The organism is Micromonospora sp. SYSU B005 (genome assembly GCF_055362685.1).
Genome location: NZ_JAXCFU010000006.1, coordinates 300,701 through 319,670, shown reverse-complemented (window position 1 = coordinate 319,670; position 18,970 = coordinate 300,701). Strand labels below are relative to the sequence as shown.

Sequence of the window (18,970 nt, the reverse complement as noted above, 5' to 3'; positions counted from 1 at the left end):
CCCCGAACGCTACCCGCCCGGACCGGTGACGCTCAGCCGGTCAGCACCAGTCCCAGGTAGGACAGCGTGGTGACGATCTCCACGAGCGCCCCGAGCACGTCGCCGGTGATGCCGCCGAAGCGGCGTACCAGGTGCCGCAGCAGCCCGGCCGCGACGGCGAGCGCGCCGAGGACGGCGAGCGGCCCCTGCCACGGACGGTCCGGCACCGCGGGCACGGCCGCCAGCGCGACGGCGACCGCGCCGAGCGCCGGCGCGGCCCACCCGACCGTGCCGGCGACGAGCGCGCCCAGGCCCTCCGGCCGGGCCGCCGGCACGCCGCGCCGGCAGGCCAGGCCGACGGCGAGCCGCCCGGCCGCGGTGGCCGCGACCACGGCGGCGAACGCGGCGAGGGCGTTCCGGCCGGCCAGCTCCGCGAGCACCGCGGCCTGGAGCAGGAGTACGACCACCAGCGCGACCACCCCGAACGGGCCGACGTCCGGCTGCTTCATGATCTCCAGCGCGGCTGGACCGCGCCGGTACGAGCCGAGCGCGTCGACGGTGTCGGCCAGCCCGTCCAGGTGCAGGCCCCGGGTGAGCAGCGCGCCCAGCCCCACGGTGACCACCGCGGCGACGAGCGGTGGCGCGAGCGCGCCGGTGAGCAGCAGCACCCCGCCGAGTACGGCGCCGAGCAGCGCCCCGACCAGCGGCGCGAGCGCCATCGCGGTGCCGGCGGCGGCGCGGTCGACCCGGCCGGCGCGTACCGGGAGGGTGGTGAACGTGGTGAGCGCCAGCCGGATGCCGTCGGCGAGCCGCGCCTCAGTCGGCACGTCGGCCGGGGGAGACCGGCTCGCCGGACCCGATCGTGGTCGGTCCCGGCCCGGCCGGCTCCGGCTCGGCGAAGTCCGGTTCGGCCCCGCCGCCGGTCCAGTCGTCGTCGCTGCCGTCGTCGCTGGTGGGCTCGCCGATGCCGGAGCTGGTGCGGTCGCCGGCGGCGTCGTCGGTGTCGCTGTCGCTGTCGTCGGGGCCGCCCAGCGACGGGTGCACCGGCAGCGTGGCGGCGAGCGTCAGCGCGGAGCGCAGCAGCGGCAGCGCGGCCAGCGCGGTCGCCCCCTCGCCCAGGTCGAGCCGCAGGTCCACCAGCGGCGTCAGGCCGAGCACGTCGGCGGCGAGCCGCACGCCCGGACGGCCGCCGTGGTCGGGCAGCAGGCACCAGTGCCGGGCCTGCCCGGCCAGGTCGCGGCTGACCATGGCGGCGGCGGTGCCGACCGGCCCGTCCAGCAGCACCGGCACGTTGCGGGCGGTGGCGCCCAGCAGCACGCCGGTGGCCAGCGCGATGTCGCCGCCGCCCAGCTCGGCCAGCACGTCCTTGGCCTCCCGGGCGGAGCGCCGGGTGCGGTGCAGCGCGTCCCGCACCGCCGCGCAGCGGACCATCCAGGCGGTGTCGTCGATCTCGCCCTGCTCGGTGATCACCCGGCCGAGCACCGTCGGCGGCTCCGCGCCGGCGGTGGCCGCGAGCACCGCCGCGGCGGCGGCCTCGGCGCCCGTGCCGCACGCGGCGAGCACCAGTAGCTGCACCCCGGCGTCGGCGGCCTGCTCGGCGAGCCGCCAGCCGTAGCGCAGCGCCGCCTCGACCTCGTCGGCGGGCAGGGCCGGACCGTCCTCCATCGGCGCCGAGACGGGCGCCTCGACGATCTGCAGGCCGGCCCGGTTCTCGGCGGCGAGCCGGGCCAGCGCGCCCCGGCCGGCCCGGGCCTGCCGGGCACGGCGGGCCGACTCACCGGGCGTCGCGCCGGCCGACGCGCCGCCCTCGTGGTCGCCCTGGATCAGCAGTACGCGCACCGAGTCCCACGGACGCGGCGTCGAGGTGCCCTGGGTGGCGGCGGCGAAGCCGACCACCTGCTCCAGCACGCCGAGACCGGCGCCGGGGATGTCGAGGGTGGCGAGCCGGTCGACCGCCTGCGGTCCGGTGTAGTCGTCGGGCATCGGCAGTTCCATGCCCGGCTGGATGACCAGGCCGGTGGCGATCATCGGCAGCGCCATCGTGGGTGCGGCCCAGTCGCCCGTACCGGGCTCGTCGGACGTGGCCGGGGCGGGCACCGGGGCGGCGGCCGGGGTGAGCACCTCGGGCAGCGTCACGTCCCCGGCGCCGAGGTCGGCCGGTACGGCCTGGGCCGGCGTGGTCTGGTTCGGTGCGGGCTGGGGCGCCGCGGTCCAGGACGCTGCGGCGTGGGGCGCTGCGGTCTGGGGTGCCGCTGTCTGGGGCGCCGCGTGATGGGGCGCCGCGTGATGGGGCGCGGGGGCGCGGCCGGGCTCGGCCTCGGGCGACGTGGCGGCGGGCGGCACGGCGTGCGCGGGGGCCGGGGTGGCCGGCTTCAGCCAGGCGGTCTGACCGGCGACGACGAGCGCGACCGCGTCGCAGGCGTCGGCGACCGCGCGGTTCGTCGCGCCCAGCGCGTCGGTGAACGCCCGGCCCAGCGGCGTGGTGGGCACCAGCGACAGGCCCACCTCGGGGCTGACCAGCACCAGCCGGGCCGTGCTGGAGCGCACCGCCTCGGCCAGCTCGGCGATCGTCGCGGTGTCGTCAGCGGGCTGGTGGGCCGGGTCGAGCAGCACCGTCACCCAGCCGCCCAGGTCGTCCACGAGCAGCGTCTCGTTCGGCCCGGCGGCGGTGATCACCTCGACCAGCCGGCCCGGGTCCGCAGCGGTCTCCTCGGTGCTCCAGCTCCCCGGCCGCCGGGCGCGGTGCGCCGCGAGGCGGATCGCCCACTCGGTGTCCTCCGGGTCGCCGGCCGGGGCGGTGGCGACGTACCGGACCGTGGGCGCGTCGGCGACCAGTGACTCGGCGAACTCGGACTTGCCGGAGCGGATACCGCCGAGCACCAGGAGGGTGTGCCACCCGTCAACGGACATGCCCGTACCTTAGTTCGCCCGCCCGCGTTCCGGGCAGCTCGCCCCTCCCCACCCCCACCCCACCCCCGCCCCGCCCTCGCCCGACCCTCTCCCCGCCGCCGATCTTGCACTTGCGGCCCCCGGGATGCCGGGAATGACCGCTCTGTCGGGGCGCCAACCGCAAGATCGACGGTGCGGTGGGCGGGGCAGGTCGGCATGATCGATGTGGTGGCGGGCCGTCGTCGGCGGGGCCGACTAGGCTTGCGGAGGTTTGGCGTCCCACGGGACGACGGCGGCGAGGGGAGACGCGGCATGGCGTGGAGCTGGCGGTACGAGGGCACGAACGGCGACGCGGCCGACGGGCCGGCCGAGTCGTTCACGAGCCAGGCGGACGCCGAATCGTGGATCGGCCAGACCTGGCGGGAGCTCGCGGCATCCGGCGTCACCACAGTCGTGCTGGTCGAGGACGACCGGGTGGACTACCGGATGAGCCTGCAACCCCCGGCCGAATGACGGGCTACGACCGCCCGGGCGAGCCGCTGATCCTCGGCGTGCCCCGGGCGGCGTTCCGGCCCAGCCCGATCTTCCTGGCCCTGGTGGCGCTGTTCGTCGCCGCCGGGGTGATGACCTGGAACCGGTACGGCAACGTCGGCTTCGACGTGTTCCTCTTCGTCGTGTCCGGCTGGCTGGTCTCGCTGTGCCTGCACGAGTACGCGCACGCCGTGGTCGCGTACCGGTCCGGTGACCGGGACATCGCGCACCGCGGCTACCTCACGCTGAACCCGCTGAAATACACCAGCCCGCTGCTGTCGATCGTGCTGCCGGTGGTCGTGGTGCTGCTCGGCGGCATCGGCCTGCCCGGCGGCGCGGTCTGGGTGGACCGGCACGCCATCCCCGGCCGGCTGCGGCACACGCTGGTCAGCCTGGCCGGTCCGGCGACGAACGTGCTGTTCACGCTGGTGCTGGTGGCAGCGGTGGCGTGGGGGCCGGAACTGGGCGGGCCGCTGGAGTTCTGGGCCGGCGTCGGGCTGCTCGCGTTCCTCCAGCTCACCGCCAGCGTGCTCAACCTGCTGCCGGTGCCCGGCCTGGACGGCGGCAACATGCTCCAGCCCTGGCTCAGCCCCGCCTACCGGCGGATGTACGACCTGTTCGCCCCGTACGGCTTCATTCTGCTCTTCGCGCTGCTGTGGAGCCCGCAGATCAACCGGGCGTTCTTCGGCGCGGTCTTCGCCGTCGGCGACGCGCTCGGCCTGCCGCGCGAGCTGTACCAGATCGGCTACGCCCTGATCCGCTTCTGGGAGTAGCCGGCCCGGTCGTTCCCGGGCCGGTGCGAGCCGGCCCGGGAACGACGCGAGGTCACGGGCGCTGAGCCGGGCTCTCGGTCTTCGCCGGGTCTCGCTCGGTGACCGGCTCGACGATCTCGTCGATCGCCTTGAGCAGGTCGGCGTCGAGCTTCACGCCCGCCGCCTTCACGTTGTCGTGCACCTGCTCCGGCCGGGACGCGCCGACGATCGCCGACGAGACGTTCGGATTCTGCAGCACCCAGGCGACGGCGAGCTGCGGCATGGTCAGCCCGGCCTGCTCGGCCAGCGGCTTGAGCCGCTGCACCCGGGTGAGCACGTCGTCGGTCATGAACCGGGCGATGAACCCGGCGCCGGACTTCTCGTCGGTGGCGCGCGAGCCGGCGGGCGGCGGCTGGCCCGGCAGGTACTTGCCGGACAGCACACCCTGGGCCATCGGCGACCAGACGATCTGGCCGATGCCCAGCTCCTCGCTGGTGGGGACCACCTCGGTCTCGATGACCCGCCACAGCATCGAGTACTGCGGCTGGTTCGAGATCAGCGGGATGCGCAGCTCACGGGCCAGCGCATGCGCCTCACGCAGCTGGGACGCCTTCCACTCGGAGACGCCGATGTAGTGCGCCTTGCCGGACCGGACGACGTCGGCGAAGGCCTCCATCGTCTCCTCCAGCGGGGTGCTGTAGTCGTAGCGGTGGGCCTGGTAGAGGTCCACGTGGTCGGTCTGGAGGCGACGCAGCGAGCCGTCGATCGACTCCATGATGTGCTTGCGGGACAGACCCCGGTCGTTGCGGCCGGGACCGGTCGGCCAGTAGACCTTGGTGAAGATCTCCAGCCCTTCGCGACGCTCACCCTTGAGCGCGCGGCCGAGCACCGACTCGGCGCGGGTGCCCGCGTACACGTCGGCGGTGTCGAAGGTGGTGATGCCACTGTCGATCGCGGCGCGGACGCACGCGACCGCCGCGTCCTCCTCGACCTGCGAGCCGTGGGTGATCCAGTTGCCGTACGAGATCTCGCTGACCATCAGGCCGGAACGGCCCAGGTGACGGAATTCCATGCTCCCGACCCTAGACCTGCCCGGGTCAGAGCACCGGGCTGGCGTCGGCGAGCAGCCGGTCGATCTCCGCGACCACCGCCGCGCGCCCCGGGTGCACCGGGTCGATGAGCGGCTCGCCGCGCCGGTCCAGCGCGCCCCAGCGGCCCGACTCGGCGGCGACCAGGAACGCCACCGGGTGCACCACCACCGTCGGGTACGCCGGTGGCACCACCACCCGGCCGGTCCGGTCCACCACGCCCCGGCGGCCGGCCAACTCGACCACCGCCAGTCCGTCGGCGGTGAACCCGTCGACCTCCCGCCCGTCCGCGAGCGGCGTGCCGAGACGGTGGTAGCGGGTCGGCACCACCACCTCGCCGGTCAGGTCCACCGCGCCCCAGCCGCCGTTCTGCCGTACCGCCGCCAGGCCGTTGCGGAACGGCCTGGCCTCCTCGTACCCGGGCGGGATCTTCACGATGTTCATCCGGTCGACGGCCATCCACCGGCCCTTGCCGTCCATCGACACCCAGGACAGCCCGTCCGAGAAGGGCACCACCGCCCGGTAGCCGTTGTTCGCCTCGATCAGCGCCGCGCCGGACGTGTCGATCAGCGCCCACCGGGACGCCTCCGGCCGCCGTACCCAGGCCAGTCCTTCCTGGAACGGCTGCGCCTCGGCGTACCGGTGCGCGATGACCATCTCGCCGTCGGCGTCCGCGTACCCCCAGAGCTCTTGCTCCTCGTCGAACGTCGGCATCGGCGGACGCGGCGTGCCGAGCACCTCCTCGGGCCGGCGCGGCGGGGGCCCGAAGCCGTCGGCGGCGGCCCGCGTCGCGACCGCGTCCAGCGCGACCTCGACCCGGGCGTTGAGCTGCGCGTCCTCGCCGTGACGCAGGTCCAGCGCCCGCTCGAAGTGCAGGCACGCCTCGGTCAGCCGGCCCTGGTCGAAGCAGCACCGCCCGGCATGCTCGTGCAGCAGCGCACGCAGCCGGTCCGGCAGCTCCGGCGAGTTCGCCTCTGCGAAGAGCCGGTCCGCCTCCGCGTGGTCGCCCCGCCACCGCAGTGCCTCGGCGAGGCGCGCGCGGGCCAGCGCGGTCCGCCGGAACTCGCCGGTGGCCTCCGCGTACGTGACGGCCAGCCGCGCGTCCCCGAGCGCGTCGTCCAGGTCACCGAGGATCCGCGACGCCACCGCGCGCAGGCTCAGCAGCCGGGCCCGGCTGCGGTTGTCGAGCGTGGTGTCCAGCTTGCCGGTCAGCCCGTCCCGGATCACCCGCAGCTGCTCCGGGTCGGGGGCCCGCTCGCGCAGCGTCAGCGGATCCAGTTCCCAGCCGACCGCCGCGAGGGCCTGCTCCGGGTCGACGGGAGGCGGCGGCTCGGCGTCCGTCGCCGGCGCGGCGCCGTCGTGGGTTCCGACTTCGGGGGTACGCGGATCCTGCGCGTCGTCTTCGTCTTCGTCGTCGGTGTGGTCGGTGCTCTTGGTGTGCTCGGCGCTGCCGGCGTGTTCGGCGTCGTGCTCGGTGTCGGTCGGGGTCGGTTCGGTGTCTTCGGCCTGTGCTTGCGCCTGTTGCGGGGGCGCGGCGGCGGTGTCGTCCGCATCAGCGGCCGTGTCGACCGGCTCCGGGGTGGACGGTGTGGGCGCGGAGCGGCCGGTGCCGTCGGCCGCCGCTGGTTCCCGGGCTGTGCCGTCGGCGATGGTCTCGCCCGTCGTCTCGTCGGCAGTGGCCTCCGGTGCGGCGCCGTCCCGCCGGGCCTCGGTGGTGCCGAAGGTCGCGACATCGTTCGGATTGCGCTCCGGCGGAGGGCTGGACTGCTCGGGTGCCGTAGCAATCGCGTCGTGCGGCTCGGGCTCGGCAGGCGGGCCGTCGGGTGCGGGGACGCTGGTGTCCGCCGTCGTCGGCTCGACCGGCGGCGGGGTGATCGGCGCGTGCACGGGTTCGGCCGGTGAGCCGGTGGTCGTTGTGGCCTCGGCCGGTGCGCCGGCAGTTGACGCGGTAGCTCCTCCGGACAGGGCACGGCGGGCATCGGCGTCGTCCGGGGCGGACGCGGTGACGACCGGTGCGGGGGCCGGCGCCGGTTCACGCGCGGGTGCGGGTGTGGGTGCGTTCGAGTCGGCAGTGGACGCCGGTGCTGGAGGCACCACGGCATCGAGTTCCGGAGGCTTCCTCCCGTCCGTTGCGTTCGTCTCCGCTGCGGTCGCTGCGGCTTCCGGCCCCTTCGCCGCCGCCGCCGGAGCGATCGACTCCTGGCCGGGTAGAGATCTTGGTACGAAAGGGCCCCCAGAGGGGCCGAAATCGTCCAAGATCTCCGGCGGTTTCGGGGCTTCGGCGGGCTGGTTCGGGCGGAACCATGCCTCGGCGCCGGGGGACGGCGGACGTGTCTTCTCCGCCGGCCGGCCGTTCCCCGACGGCTTGTCACTCCGGCCGGAGGACGCCTCGGCTCCGAGCCGGTCCGCGCCCTGTGCGGGCCGGGTGTCGGCGTCGGCTTCCGGAGAGACGATGTCCGTAGTGGACGCGGCTTCCACGTCCGCTTCGGCATCGGGCGGGCCTCCGTCTGAGCGGGACTCGGGCCGGGTGCCTGCACCGGCTCCCAGGTTGCCGTCCTCGAAGGGGACGTGCACATCGGTCTCGGGCTGGCCGGTGGCGGCGGTCGGCGTGGCCTGGGGGACCGTCCGGGGCGGTGTCGTCTCGGCGTGCGCGTCGACCGCTCGACGGTCGGCGTCCGTGCTCGGCGTAGTCGGGGTGCCGGGCGCGGTTCGAGGACGCGGGTCGGCTACCGGGCGATCGGCCCTCATGTCCGGGACCGCGCGGGCGCTCGTGTCGGGCGTCGCTCCGGAGTACGCGCCGGATCCCGGACCGTTGGTGCCAGTGCCAGTGCCAGTGCCGGTGCCCGTCCCGGTGCCCGTGGCCGGCTCGGGTCGGGTGCCCACTCCGGGCGTCGCTCCGGCGTCGGCTTCGGGGCGGTTGGCGTCCGTGTGCGGAACGGGACGGGCGCTCGTGCCTGCCGTGGGCCGAGCCGCCTGTGCTTCCGGTTCGGCGGGGCGCGGCGCCGGTTCGGCGGGGCGCGGCGCCGGTTCGGCGGGGCGCGTCGCTGGGACAACCGGTGGTGGCGCGGTCGGACCGGCCTGGGCAGGGCCCGGATAGGTGGGCGGCGCGGGACGAGCCGGCGCGGCCCGGGTCGGCTGGACGGGACCGGCCGGAGGAAGTCCCTGACGTTCCTCGGTCCGGCCCGGCGGCGGCGTGGGGCGGACGGCCTCCGCTCGTCCGGTGCCGGTAGGAGCCTGAGCATCTCCGCTGGGCGTGCCGACAACCGGTGCGGCGGGAGCGACCCCGCCGGAGACCGGTGCGCTCGACGGCCCCGGACCCGCAGAAGCGGGCGCGCCGGGTGTGGGGCCGGAGGGCACGCGGGGCGCGGGACTGGAAGGCCTGTCCGATGTCGGGGCCGAGGGCGCGTCCGACCTGGGGCCCGAGGGCACGGCGGGCGAGGGCTCGTCGCGGACGGGAACAGCAGGTGCGGAACCGCCGTCGGCCACGCGCCGGTCGGGCTCGGGCACCGGCGGACGGGTCGCCTCGTACCGGCCCGGCGTCGGCGTCCGGTGCTGCTCGTCCGAACCGGCTGGTGACACGGGCCGCAGCGCGGCCGGGCCGGTCGACGGCGAGCCGTCGCCGGGGCGCGCGGGCGTACGCGGTGACGACAGCGGATCCGGTACTGCCGGGGCAGGGCGGGCACGGTCGTCGGGACGCGCGGCCGCCTGGTCCGGGGTGTCCGGACGGCGCTCGTCGGGCCGTACCGGCCACTGCTGCGGCCGGGACTCGGAACGCGCGGCGACCTCGCCCGGCTGGCGACGGTCCTGCTCCGGCTGCGACCGCCCGGTCTCGGGGCGCGTCGGGGCGGTGGGCGGCCGGGTGGCGTGGGTACGCGGACCGGTGCCGTCGGGCTGCGCGCCCGTACCGGCAGGCCGAGCGTCGCGTGGGTCCGGACGGACGGGACCGTCCTGCCCGGGACGGCGCGCGTCGGGGCGTGGACCGTCGGCGGGTGGCATCGGGTGCCGGGGCGGTACGGGCCGCTCCGCGGGTGGGCGGTGCCGCTCGTCCGGCCGGTACGCGTCGGGCTCCGGCCGGGGGCGGGGCTCGATGACGGGCCACTCGCCCTGGTGCGGGCGAGGGCGATCGGCTGGCGGGCGCTGCCAACGCTGGTCGGCGCCCGGCCGCGCCGGGGCGGACGCTTGCGGGTCAGCCGGACGGTGTCCCTGCGCGCCGTACCGGTCGGGCTCGCTCTGCGGCGCCGGCCGCCCGTTCTCGGGTGCCCGGCGCTGGGTCTCCGGGTACGCGGCGGCCTCGCGGCCCGGCGCACGGTCGTCCCACCGGCCACCGGCCGGGTCGCGCCGGTCCGCCGGGGGAGGTGGGCCGGGCTCGCGCCAGCCGTCACGCGCGGGCTCGCGCCGGCCGTCGTGGCCCGAACCGCCCCAACCGGGGCCGCCGTGGCCCGGCTCGCTCCAGCCTGGTTCGCGCCGGCCGTCGCGAGCCGGATCGGCCCAGCCTGGCTCACGCCGACCCGGCTCGACCCGGCCGGCAGCACTCCGCTCCGACGGCGGCACGGCTCCGTCGCGCCCGTCGACGCCGGGACCGCGCCGACCACGGGCGGGATCGACCTGTGACGGCTCCGGGAAGGGGCCGCGACGTCCGTCGGGCAGGGGACCGCCACGTGCGGCGGGGGAGTGGTCACGGCGAGCGTCGGGTGCCGCACCCCACCGGTCGCCGGAAGCCGCCGGACGGCCGTCGGCCGGGGCGCGCCTGCCGTCCGCCGGGCGATCGGCCCGGTGCGGAGCCTCGTTCGGCTCCGGCATCCAGCCCGGCTGGGCGGCCCGACGGGGTGGGCCGTCGGGGTGTACCCAGCGTTGGTCGAGCCGCTCCGGCGGCGGGCCGGGCCGGTGGGACCGGCGGCCGTCCGCGCCGGGGCCGTCGAGATGCCCGCGCCGCTCGTCCGGCCCCGCGGGGCGCTGCCCGCCGGGACCGGCGGAACCGATCGGGTACGCCCCGCGCGGCGCACCCGCCCCGTCCAGGTACGTGCCGCGTGGAGCTGCCGACCCGTCCGAGTGCCCGCCGCGCGGTCCAACCGGACTGTTCGGATGCGTGCCGCGTGGACCTGCCGGTCCGTCCGGGTGCGCGCCGCGTGGCCCGGCGGGGCTGGTCGGGTGCACGCCGGGCGGGACCGCGGGACTGATCGGGTACGCCTCGCGCGGCGCCGCCGGGCTGGTCGGGTACGCGCCGTGCGGACCGGCCGGGCTGACCGGGTACGTGTCCGGGCCGGCGCGGTGCGCGTCGCGCGGGCCGGCCGGGCTCACCGGGCGTCCGGCCTCGTGTCCGGAGGGCCGGGCACCGGCGGGGCTCACCGGGTACGTGTCCTCGTTCGGCGCGGGGCTGACCGGGCGTACCTCGGCCCGGCCGACCACGGCGCGCGGACGCGGCGTCAGGTTCTCGATGCCGATGTCACCCGGGTAGCGCTGCCCGGGGAACTGCGGCTGCCACTCGTGGGTGGGCTCGGCGGCCCAGGCCGGTTCGGCCGGCTCGCGCCAGCTGCCCCAGCCGCTCATCGGCAACCCCTCCCGCCGCTCGCGCGGGACGGCCCCGGGGCCGGCTCGCGTCGCTCGCTCACGGCGGTGTCACCTCATTGGAAATTCTCGCGCTGGGGCGCCGGACGTGCCGGTACAGTCGCCCGGTCCAGCACGTCGTGGCTGCGGAAGGAGGGTAACGGCGTGGGCTCGGTCACCGCCACTGTGGCACCACCCACCGGCGCACACGTTACCCCATGGTTTCGGACATTCGGCGCGATCGCGGCGGCCGGGTTCCGGCGGCACGCGACCTACCGTCAGGCCGCCGTGGCGGGGTTGTGCACCAACACCGTGTTCGGCTTCCTGCGGTGCTACATCTTCCTCGCGGCGACGGGTGCGGCGGGCACCGTGGCCGGCTACGACAGGGCGCAGCTCGCCACGTTCGTCTGGGCCGGCCAGGGGCTGCTGGCGGTGATCGCCATCTGGGGCTGGACCGATCTGGCCGACCGGATCCGTACCGGCGAGGTGGCCGCCGACCTGCTGCGGCCGGTGCACCCGGTGACCAGCTACCTCGCCACCGACCTGGGCCGGGCCGGGTTCGCGTCGCTGGCCCGGCTGGTGCCGCCGCTTGTGGTCGGCCCGTTCTTCTTCGCGGTGTACGTGCCCCGGCACTGGGCGACGGTGCCGCTGTTCCTGCTCTCCGCGTTGCTCGCGGTGGTGGTCTGCTTCGGCTGCCGCTACCTGGTCAACGCGACCGCGTACTGGTTGCAGGACGTCCGGGGCCCGATGATCCTGTGGACGCTCGGCTCCGGCGTGCTGGCCGGCCTCTACTTCCCGCTGGGCTTCCTGCCCGGCCCGCTGGAGGCGGTCCTGCGGTACGCCACCCCGTTCCCCAGCATCCTCCAGGTGCCGCTGGACGTGCTCGTCGAGCGGGAGCCGATGGCCACCGGTCTCACCCTGGTCGGGGTGCAGGCCGGCTGGGCGGTGCTGCTGCTGGCGCTGTGCCGGCTGGTGCAGCGCCGAGCCGAGCGCCGCCTGGTGGTCCAGGGTGGCTGAGCGCGGCAGCGCCCCCAGGGTGGCTGAGCGCGGCAGCGCCCCCAGGGTGGCTGAGCGCGGCAGCGCGCCCAGGGTGGCTGATCTGGCGGAACTGCGCGCGTACCGGGCGCTGCTCGGTGCGCAGGCGCGCTCGCAGGCGGCGTACCGCACCTCGTTCGTGGTGGACCTGGTCGGCAACGTGGGCGCCACCGTGTTCGACGTGGTCACCGTCCTGGTGATCTTCGGCGTGACGCGGGAGCTGGGCGGCTTCACGCTGCGCGAGACGCTCGTCGTGGTCGGCCTGTCGTCGTGCGGCTTCGCCACCGCCGACCTGCTGGTCGGCAACATCGAACGGCTTCCCCGGTACGTGCGCACCGGCCTCTTCGACGCCGTGCTGGTCCGCCCGCTCGGGGCGCTGCCGCAACTGCTGCTGATGGATCTGCCGCTGCGCAAGCTGTCCCGGGCCGTGTTCGGGCTCGCCGTGCTGCTGTTCGCGCTCGTCTCGGCCGGCATCGACTGGACGCCGGGCCGGGTCGCGCTGGCGGTGGTCGCCCCGCTGGCCGCAGTGGTCTTCTTCGGCTCGGTCTTCGTGCTGACCGCGACCGTGTCGTTCTACTGGGTCGACTCGGGCGAGCTGGCGAACGCGGTCACCTACGGCGGGCGCGACTTCACCTCGTACCCGATCACCGTGTACGGCGGGTGGTTCCGCGCGCTGTTCGCGTACGGGATGGGGTTCGCCTTCGTCAGTTACCACCCGGCGCTGGCGCTGCTGGGCCGCGCCGACCCGCTCGGCCTGCCGCAGTGGACGGGCTGGGCCGCGCCGGGCGTCGCGGTGGTCGCCGCGGCGCTGGCCGCCCTGGCCTGGCGCGTCGGGGTCCGTCACTACCGGAGTACGGGGTCATGAGCGTCATCGAGATGGACGGTCTGCGCAAGGAGTTCACGGTCCGGGTGAAGGCCGGTCCGCTGCGGCGCGAGAAGCGGACGGTGACCGCCGTCGACGGGGTCGACCTGCGGGTGGAGCGCGGTGAGATGCTCGGCTACATCGGCCCGAACGGCGCCGGGAAGTCGACCACGCTGAAGATGCTCACCGGCGTGCTGACGCCGTCCGCGGGGCGGGCCCGGGTGTGCGGGCTGCGCCCGGTGGCCGACCGGACCCGGCTGGCGCTGCGTATCGGGGTGGTGTTCGGGCAGCGCTCGCAGCTCTGGTGGGACCTGCCGCTGCGAGACTCGTTCGACCTGCTGCGGCACGTCTACCGGGTGCCGGCCGGCGAGCACGCGGCCCGGCTGGCCCGCTGCCGGGAGTTGCTCGACCTGGACGGGTTCCTGGACACCCCGGTCCGGCAGCTCTCGCTGGGTCAGCGGATGCGCGGTGAGCTGACCGCGGCGCTGCTGCACGGCCCGGAGGTGCTGTTCCTGGACGAGCCGACGATCGGCCTGGACGTGGTCAGCAAGCAGGCGGTACGCGGTTTCCTGGCCGAGCTGGGCCGGGCCGGGGACACCACGCTCGTGCTGACGACGCACGACCTGGCCGACATCGAGCGGCTGTGCCGGCGGCTCGTGGTGATCGACCACGGGCGGGTGGTGCACGACGGGTCGATCGCCGAGCTGCACTGCCGGTACGGCTCGCGCCGGATGGTGGTCGCCGAGCTGGACGGGGCGCTGCCCGAGCCGCCGGTGCTGCCCGGCGCGTCGGTGCAGCGGGTGGAGGCCGACGGACGGCGGCTGGTCTTCGCGCTGGAACGGGCGAGCGTCGCCGAGGTGGTGGCCGGGCTGGCCGGCCTGACCACGCTGCGGGACATCTCGATCGTGGAGCCGGACATCGAGGAGGTGGTGACCCGGCTCTACCGGGCGCCGGCTGGGCCGTCCGCCGTCACGGGTGCTCCATGACGAGTACGGCGAAGGTGCCGGGGGCCAGTGCCTCGTACCGGTGCGGGGTGTCGCCGGGGAACGTGGCGTAGTCGCCGGGGCCCAGCTCGACCAGGTCGCTCTCGGGGCCGACGCGCATCCGCCCGGCGGCGACCACGACGTGCTCGACGCTGCGCGGGGTGTGCGCCTCGGCGAGCCGTACCGCGCCGGGTTCCAGCTCCATCACGTAGACGTCCCGCCGGGCGTGCGGCGCTCCGGCGGCGAGCAGGGTGGCGGAGAAGTCGGCGTGCTCGGACCGGATCCGGGGACCCTCGCCGGCCCGGATCACCCGCACGGCGGCGGTGGGAGGTTCGACCAGGCGGCTGAACGGTACGTCCAGCGCCACGCCGAGCGCCCAGAGCGTCTCCACGCTGGGGTTGCCGGAGCCGGACTCCAGCTGGGACAGGGTGGACTTGGCGATGCCGGCGCGGCGGGCCAGTTCGGTGAGCGACAGGCCGGCCCGTTCGCGCTCGCGGCGCAGCGCGGCGGCGATGGTGGCGAGCGGGGGAGCGGGGTCGATCGCCATATGTTCGCTCCATCAGTCGATTTGTTCGGTTTGACGAACCAGCGTGCTCCCGTTCAGGATAATGGACATGCGTACGGCAAACCGAACGGGCGACGCCCGGGTGCTCCGCGACGTCGCCGCCATCGGCGCGGCGATGCTCGCCGTGGGCGCCTCGTTCGGTGCCGTGGCGGTGGCCGCCGGCCTGCCCGTCTGGGCCACGCTCGCCATGTCCGCTGTCGTCTACGCCGGTGGCGCCCAGTTCATGGCAGTGGGCCTCGTCGCGGCCGGCAGCCCGCTCGCGGCGGTCCTCGCCGGCCTGCTCCTCAACGCCCGGCACCTGCCGTTCGGCCTGGCCCTCGGCGGTGCGCTCGGCACCCGGCGCGCGCAGCGGCTGCTCGGCAGCCACCTGATGACCGACGAGGCGACCGCGTTCGCGCTGGCCCGCCCGGCCGGGCCGCAGCGGCGCCGGGCGTTCTGGCTCGCCGGGGTGCTGCTGTTCCTGGCCTGGAACGCCGGCACCGCGCTCGGCGTGCTCGCCGGCGGCGCCGCAGGCGACCCGGCGACGCTGGGACTCGACGCCGCGTTCCCGGCCGGGCTGGCGGCCCTGCTGCTGCCGAGCCTGCGCGACCGGGAGACCCGCCGGGTGGCGCTCCTCGGTGCCGGCCTCGCCGTGCTGGCCACCCCGCTGCTGCCGGCCGGGCTGCCGGTGCTGCTCGCGCTCGCCGCGCTGGCCCTGCCGCTGCTGGCCCGCCGCCGCCCACCCGCTTCGCCGGCCGCCGACCCGAACCCCGCGTCCGCCGACCGGTCCGGCGTGCCGTCCGACCCGGACGCCGCGCCGGCTGGTGGTCCCGTCGCCGTGCCGGACGCGGCCGGCGGCGGACCGGTGGACGACGGCGGGGCTCGGCGGAGTGTGCGGGCCGGGGAGGTCTCGTGCTGATCGCGGTGATCCTCGCGCTGGCCGCCGGCACCTACGGGTTCCGGGTCGCCGGGGTGCTGCTGCGGGACCGGCTCGACCTGCCGGAGTGGTCCCGTCACCTGCTGCCGGTCGGCGCCGCCACGCTGCTCGCCGCGCTCGCCGCCACCGCGGCGCTCACCGAGGCCGGCGGCTTCGCCGGCTACGCCCGGCCCGCCGGGGTGCTCGTCGGCCTGCTGCTCGCCTGGCGCCGGGCGCCGTTCGTGCTGGTCGTGGTCGCGGCGGCGGCCACCACCGCGGTGCTGCGCCTGCTCGGCGTGGCCTGAGCGCGGCATTCGGCCCGCTCCCGGCGCGGCATCGGCCGCTTCCCGCATGAGAACGGCCCCTCACCGCCGGGGCGGGGAGGGGCCGGTTCGGAGCGGGCCGGTCAGACCTTGTCGCCGATGTTCACCCGGGGGGCGGGAGCGCGCATCCGACGGAACGTGATCGACCGCATGATCGCGTAGAAGTAGAGCGAGCCGAGCTTCTCGGTGCTCTTCGGGAAGCGCTCGCGGACCAGCCGCTTGATCTTCCGGGAGATCAGGATCGAGTCGATCAGCACGCCGAGCGCCAGCGCGCCCCAGAGCACGTTCGACAGCAGCCGCACGATCGGCGGCATGGCCTGGTTGGAGCCGAACAGCACGATCAGCGCGCCGCCGAAGAACCAGGTGCCGATCGTACGGCGGGAGTCGACCACGTTGCGGGCCAGCAGCCGCTCGGGGCCCCGGTCACGCGGGCCGCCCTCGCGGCGGAACTCGGCGGCGGCCTCGGCGCGGGCGGCGCGGCGCTGCGCGCGGGCCTCCTCCTTGGTCAGCGGCTTCGCCGGCGCGGTCGGCCGGCGACCGGCGACCGGGCGCTTCGGCGTGACCTGCCCGAGTTCCTTCTTGCTGGGCGTGTAGCCCCGGGGGCGGGCGGCGGACTCCTCGTCGGTCGTCACCGTGGTGACGGACTCCTCGACGAGGTCGGCGGGCTTGCGGCGAAACAGCGACGGCACGCGGCAAGGGTAGCCAACCGGCCGCGCCCGGTGCACATCACGGGTGCACCGGGCGCGGCCGGACGAGTGAACGGGACGGTCAGGGACGCTCGACGTGCGCGCCGAGGTCGGCCAGCTTGGCCTCGAAGTCCTCGTAGCCACGGTTGATCAGGTCCACGCCGTACACCCGGGAGGTGCCCTCGGCGGCCAGCGCCGCGATCAGGTGGCTGAACCCGGCACGAAGGTCCGGGATGACCAGGTCGGCGGCGTGCAGCTTGCTCGGCCCGGCGATCACCGCGGAGTGCTTGAAGTTGCGCCGGCCGAAGCGGCACGGGGTGCCGCCGAGGCAGTCCCGGTAGACCTGGATGTTGGCGCCCATCGTGTTCAGCGCCTCGGTGTAGCCGAGCCGCTGCTCGTAGACCGTCTCGTGGACGATCGACAGGCCTCGGGCCTGGGTGAGCGCGACCACCAGCGGCTGCTGCCAGTCGGTCATGAAACCGGGGTGTACGTCGGTCTCCAGCGCCACCGCGTTCAGCTCGCCGCCCGGGTGCCAGAACCGGATGCCGCCCTCCTGGCCCGGGCTGCCGCCGCGCGGCGGGCGCAGGTCGGTGACCTCGTACTCGCCGCCGACCGACCGGAAGATGTTCAGGAACGTCATCATGTCGGCCTGCTGGGCGCCCAGCACCTCGACGTGACCGCGGGTGGCCAGCGCGGCCGCCGCCCAGCTGGCCGCCTCGATCCGGTCCGGGATCGGCCGGTGGGTGTAGCCGTGCAGCTTCTTGACGCCCTGGATCTCGATCACCCGGTCGGTGTGCACCTTGATGATCGCGCCCATCTTCTGCAGCACGCAGATGAGGTCGATGATCTCCGGCTCGACCGCCGCGTTGCGCAGCTCGGTGACGCCCTCGGCCATCACCGCGGTGAGCAGCACCTGCTCGGTGGCGCCCACGCTCGGGTACGGCAGCGCGAACTTCGTGCCGTGCAGCCCGTTGGGCGCGGACAGGTGCAGGCCCTCCGGCGTCTTCTCGACGGTGGCGCCGAACTCGCGCAGCGCCTGGAGGTGGAAGTCGATCGGGCGCGGGCCGATGTGGCAGCCGCCCAGGTCGGGGATGAAGGCGTGGCCGAGCCGGTGCAGCAGCGGGCCGCAGAACAGGATCGGGATCCGGCTGGACCCGGCGTGCACGTTGATCTGGTCGGTGCTGGCGCTCTCGACGTTCGAGGGGTCGAAGACGAGTTCGCCCTCCTCCACGCCGTCGCTGACCTTGACGCCGTGCAGGCCGAGCAGACCGCGGACCACCTCGACGTCACGGATACGAGGCACGTCGAACAGCCGGCTCGGTGTGTCGCCCAGCAGGGCGGCCACCATCGCCTTGGACACCAGGTTCTTCGCGCCGCGCACGCGGATCCGCCCTTCAAGCGGAGTGCCTCCGTGTACGACCAGGACGTCGTCGGTCAACGCAACCTCCAGCGCGTTGGGTGCTGCCGTGTCTAGTGATGGGTGCACGAAGTTCATCGCTACCCGGAACGCGGTCATGGGAAAACGGGCCGCGTGTGTCGTCGCCCCGGCAGCATAGCCCTCCGTGACGGGAATGGAATCGGTCACATCGCCAGCGAGGGCACGAACCGGGGTGTCCGGTGCGTTTCCGTGCCAGCGGGGTCACCGACGGTGATCAGGCTCCCGGAAGGGCGAGCATCTGGTCCAGCGCCGACCGGGCGTGTCGGGCGGTTTCCGGGTCCACCGTGATCTGGTTGACCACGCGCCCGGCGACCAGTTCCTCCAACGCCCAGACCAGGTGCGGCAGGTCGATCCGGTTCATCGTCGAGCAGTAGCAGACCGCCCGGTCGAGGAACATGATCTGCTTGTCCGGGTGGGCCAGGGCGAGCCGGCGCACCAGGTTCAGCTCGGTGCCGACCGCCCACGCCGAGCCGGCCGGGGCCGCCTCGATGGTCCTGATGATGAACTCGGTCGAGCCGACCAGGTCGGCGGCGTTCACCACCTCGTGGCGGCACTCCGGGTGCACCAGCACGTTCACGCCCGGCACCCGCTCGCGGACGTCGTCGACGCTGTCCAGCGTGAACCGGCCGTGCACCGAGCAGTGGCCGCGCCACAGGATCATCTTCGCGTCCCGCAGCTGCTCCGGGGTCAGCCCGCCGCCCGGCTTGTGCGGGTCGTAGAGCACGCAGTCGTCGAGCGAGAAGCCCATCTCCAGCACCGCGGTGTTGCGGCCGAGGTGCTGGTCGGGCAGGAACAGCACCTTGCGGCCCTGCTCGAAGGCCCAGTCCAGGGCCCGCTTGGCGTTGGACGAGGTGCAGACCACGCCGCCGTTGCGCCCGACGAAGCCCTTGATGTCGGCCGAGGAGTTCATGTACGTCACCGGCACGGTCTCGGCCGCGATGCCCAGGTCGGTGAGCGTGTCCCACGCGGCCTCGACCTGCGACAGCACCGCCATGTCGGCCATCGAGCAGCCGGCGGCGAGATCGGGCAGGATCACCTTCTGCGCGTCCGAGGTGAGGATGTCCGCGCTCTCGGCCATGAAGTGCACGCCGCAGAAGACGATGTACTCCGCGTCCGGGCGGGCCGCGGCCTCCCGGGCCAGCTTGAACGAGTCGCCCGTCACGTCGGCGAACTGGATCACCTCGTCGCGCTGGTAGTGGTGGCCCAGGACGAACACCTTCGTGCCGAGCGCGGCCTTCGCGGCGGCGGCGCGGGCCACCAGGTCGGGGTCGCTCGGCGCGGGGAGATCACCCGGACACTCCACGCCACGTTCGGTGGCGGGGTCGCTGCCGCGGCCGAGGAGCAGCAGCGCCGTGGCGGTGTTGGACGGCTCAACCCAGGTCGAAGTCACGACCCCATGG

At 75.2% G+C, this 18,970-nt stretch carries 16 protein-coding genes; 8 read left to right on the top strand and 8 right to left on the bottom strand.

Annotated elements, in window-relative coordinates; genetic code table 11:
- Positions 1–32: 32 nt before the first annotated feature.
- The gene (gene cobS / locus SM452_RS16945) at positions 33–806 is read right to left on the bottom strand and encodes an adenosylcobinamide-GDP ribazoletransferase (RefSeq protein WP_355514632.1); all 774 of its coding nucleotides are present in this window, start codon (positions 804–806) and stop codon (positions 33–35) included.
- Positions 796–2,889: a bifunctional adenosylcobinamide kinase/adenosylcobinamide-phosphate guanylyltransferase gene (locus SM452_RS16940; protein ID WP_463840242.1), complete on the bottom strand. Its 2,094-nt coding sequence runs from the start codon at positions 2,887–2,889 to the stop codon at positions 796–798. Before SM452_RS16940 ends, cobS begins: the two co-directional genes overlap by 11 nt.
- 291 nt (positions 2,890–3,180) lie before the next feature.
- On the opposite strand from SM452_RS16940, the gene SM452_RS16935 reads away from it, so the two are divergent.
- Together SM452_RS16935 and SM452_RS16930 are read left to right on the top strand one after the other, a co-directional pair.
- On the top strand, positions 3,181–3,381 hold the full coding sequence (locus SM452_RS16935; RefSeq protein ID WP_194801142.1) for a hypothetical protein: 201 nt from the start codon (positions 3,181–3,183) through the stop codon (positions 3,379–3,381).
- A complete protein-coding gene (locus SM452_RS16930) occupies positions 3,378–4,172 on the top strand; it encodes a site-2 protease family protein (protein WP_135241362.1) in 795 nt (264 codons plus the stop codon). Before SM452_RS16935 ends, SM452_RS16930 begins: the two co-directional genes overlap by 4 nt.
- 52 nt (positions 4,173–4,224) lie before the next feature.
- Here SM452_RS16930 and SM452_RS16925 read toward each other — a convergent pair whose 3' ends face one another.
- Positions 4,225–5,223 carry an aldo/keto reductase family protein gene (locus SM452_RS16925; protein ID WP_355514668.1) on the bottom strand — a complete coding sequence of 333 codons (999 nt, stop codon included), beginning with the start codon at positions 5,221–5,223 and terminating at the stop codon, positions 4,225–4,227.
- Between the two features lie 25 nt (positions 5,224–5,248).
- Positions 5,249–7,126, bottom strand: a complete 1,878-nt coding sequence (locus SM452_RS16920) for a WG repeat-containing protein (RefSeq protein ID WP_463840241.1) — start codon at positions 7,124–7,126, stop codon at positions 5,249–5,251.
- Between the two features lie 1,977 nt (positions 7,127–9,103).
- Here SM452_RS16920 and SM452_RS16915 point away from each other — a divergent pair.
- The 4 genes from SM452_RS16915 to SM452_RS16900 all read left to right on the top strand — a co-directional run bounded on the left by SM452_RS16915 (position 9,104) and on the right by SM452_RS16900 (position 13,666).
- The gene (locus SM452_RS16915) at positions 9,104–9,850 is read left to right on the top strand and encodes a hypothetical protein (RefSeq protein WP_463840240.1); all 747 of its coding nucleotides are present in this window, start codon (positions 9,104–9,106) and stop codon (positions 9,848–9,850) included.
- Between the two features lie 1,098 nt (positions 9,851–10,948).
- Positions 10,949–11,800: an ABC transporter permease gene (locus SM452_RS16910; RefSeq protein WP_402811302.1), complete on the top strand. Its 852-nt coding sequence runs from the start codon at positions 10,949–10,951 to the stop codon at positions 11,798–11,800.
- 82 nt (positions 11,801–11,882) lie between these two features.
- The gene (locus SM452_RS16905; RefSeq protein ID WP_357210295.1) at positions 11,883–12,683 is read left to right on the top strand and encodes an ABC transporter permease; all 801 of its coding nucleotides are present in this window, start codon (positions 11,883–11,885) and stop codon (positions 12,681–12,683) included.
- Positions 12,680–13,666, top strand: a complete 987-nt coding sequence (locus tag SM452_RS16900; RefSeq protein ID WP_463840239.1) for an ABC transporter ATP-binding protein — start codon at positions 12,680–12,682, stop codon at positions 13,664–13,666. Before SM452_RS16905 ends, SM452_RS16900 begins: the two co-directional genes overlap by 4 nt.
- On the opposite strand, the gene SM452_RS16895 is transcribed toward SM452_RS16900, so the two are convergent.
- Positions 13,650–14,210, bottom strand: coding sequence for a helix-turn-helix domain-containing protein (locus SM452_RS16895; RefSeq protein ID WP_357210250.1), 561 nt, complete (start codon positions 14,208–14,210; stop codon positions 13,650–13,652). The genes SM452_RS16900 and SM452_RS16895 overlap by 17 nt on opposite strands.
- 67 nt (positions 14,211–14,277) lie before the next feature.
- Between SM452_RS16895 and SM452_RS16890 the strand changes: the two genes are divergently transcribed.
- Complete coding sequence (locus SM452_RS16890) at positions 14,278–15,126, top strand: AzlC family ABC transporter permease (RefSeq protein WP_355514683.1); 849 nt, start codon at positions 14,278–14,280, stop codon at positions 15,124–15,126.
- Positions 15,120–15,428, top strand: a complete 309-nt coding sequence (locus SM452_RS16885; protein WP_334461719.1) for an AzlD domain-containing protein — start codon at positions 15,120–15,122, stop codon at positions 15,426–15,428. The genes SM452_RS16890 and SM452_RS16885 overlap by 7 nt, the downstream gene beginning before the upstream one ends.
- A 101-nt stretch (positions 15,429–15,529) precedes the next feature.
- On the opposite strand, the gene SM452_RS16880 is transcribed toward SM452_RS16885, so the two are convergent.
- The 3 genes from SM452_RS16880 to nadA all read right to left on the bottom strand — a co-directional run bounded on the left by SM452_RS16880 (position 15,530) and on the right by nadA (position 18,960).
- A complete protein-coding gene (locus SM452_RS16880) occupies positions 15,530–16,135 on the bottom strand; it encodes a DUF3043 domain-containing protein (RefSeq protein ID WP_194801150.1) in 606 nt (201 codons plus the stop codon).
- Positions 16,136–16,214: 79 nt separating this feature from the next.
- Positions 16,215–17,570: a UDP-N-acetylglucosamine 1-carboxyvinyltransferase gene (gene murA / locus SM452_RS16875; protein WP_135241354.1), complete on the bottom strand. Its 1,356-nt coding sequence runs from the start codon at positions 17,568–17,570 to the stop codon at positions 16,215–16,217.
- 214 nt (positions 17,571–17,784) lie between these two features.
- The gene (nadA, locus tag SM452_RS16870; RefSeq protein ID WP_355512774.1) at positions 17,785–18,960 is read right to left on the bottom strand and encodes a quinolinate synthase NadA; all 1,176 of its coding nucleotides are present in this window, start codon (positions 18,958–18,960) and stop codon (positions 17,785–17,787) included.
- Between the last annotated feature and the right edge of the window lie 10 nt (positions 18,961–18,970).

Bases quoted from the DNA above. Each gene is read 5' to 3' on its own strand.
- SM452_RS16940 (WP_463840242.1), bottom strand. From the start codon at position 2,889: ATGTCCGTTGACGGGTGGCACACCCTCCTGGTGCTCGGCGGTATCCGC.
- SM452_RS16935 (WP_194801142.1), top strand. From the start codon at position 3,181: ATGGCGTGGAGCTGGCGGTACGAGGGCACGAACGGCGACGCGGCCGAC.
- SM452_RS16930 (WP_135241362.1), top strand. From the start codon at position 3,378: ATGACGGGCTACGACCGCCCGGGCGAGCCGCTGATCCTCGGCGTGCCC.
- SM452_RS16925 (WP_355514668.1), bottom strand. From the start codon at position 5,223: ATGGAATTCCGTCACCTGGGCCGTTCCGGCCTGATGGTCAGCGAGATC.
- SM452_RS16900 (WP_463840239.1), top strand. From the start codon at position 12,680: ATGAGCGTCATCGAGATGGACGGTCTGCGCAAGGAGTTCACGGTCCGG.
- SM452_RS16895 (WP_357210250.1), bottom strand. From the start codon at position 14,210: ATGGCGATCGACCCCGCTCCCCCGCTCGCCACCATCGCCGCCGCGCTG.
- SM452_RS16890 (WP_355514683.1), top strand. From the start codon at position 14,278: ATGCGTACGGCAAACCGAACGGGCGACGCCCGGGTGCTCCGCGACGTC.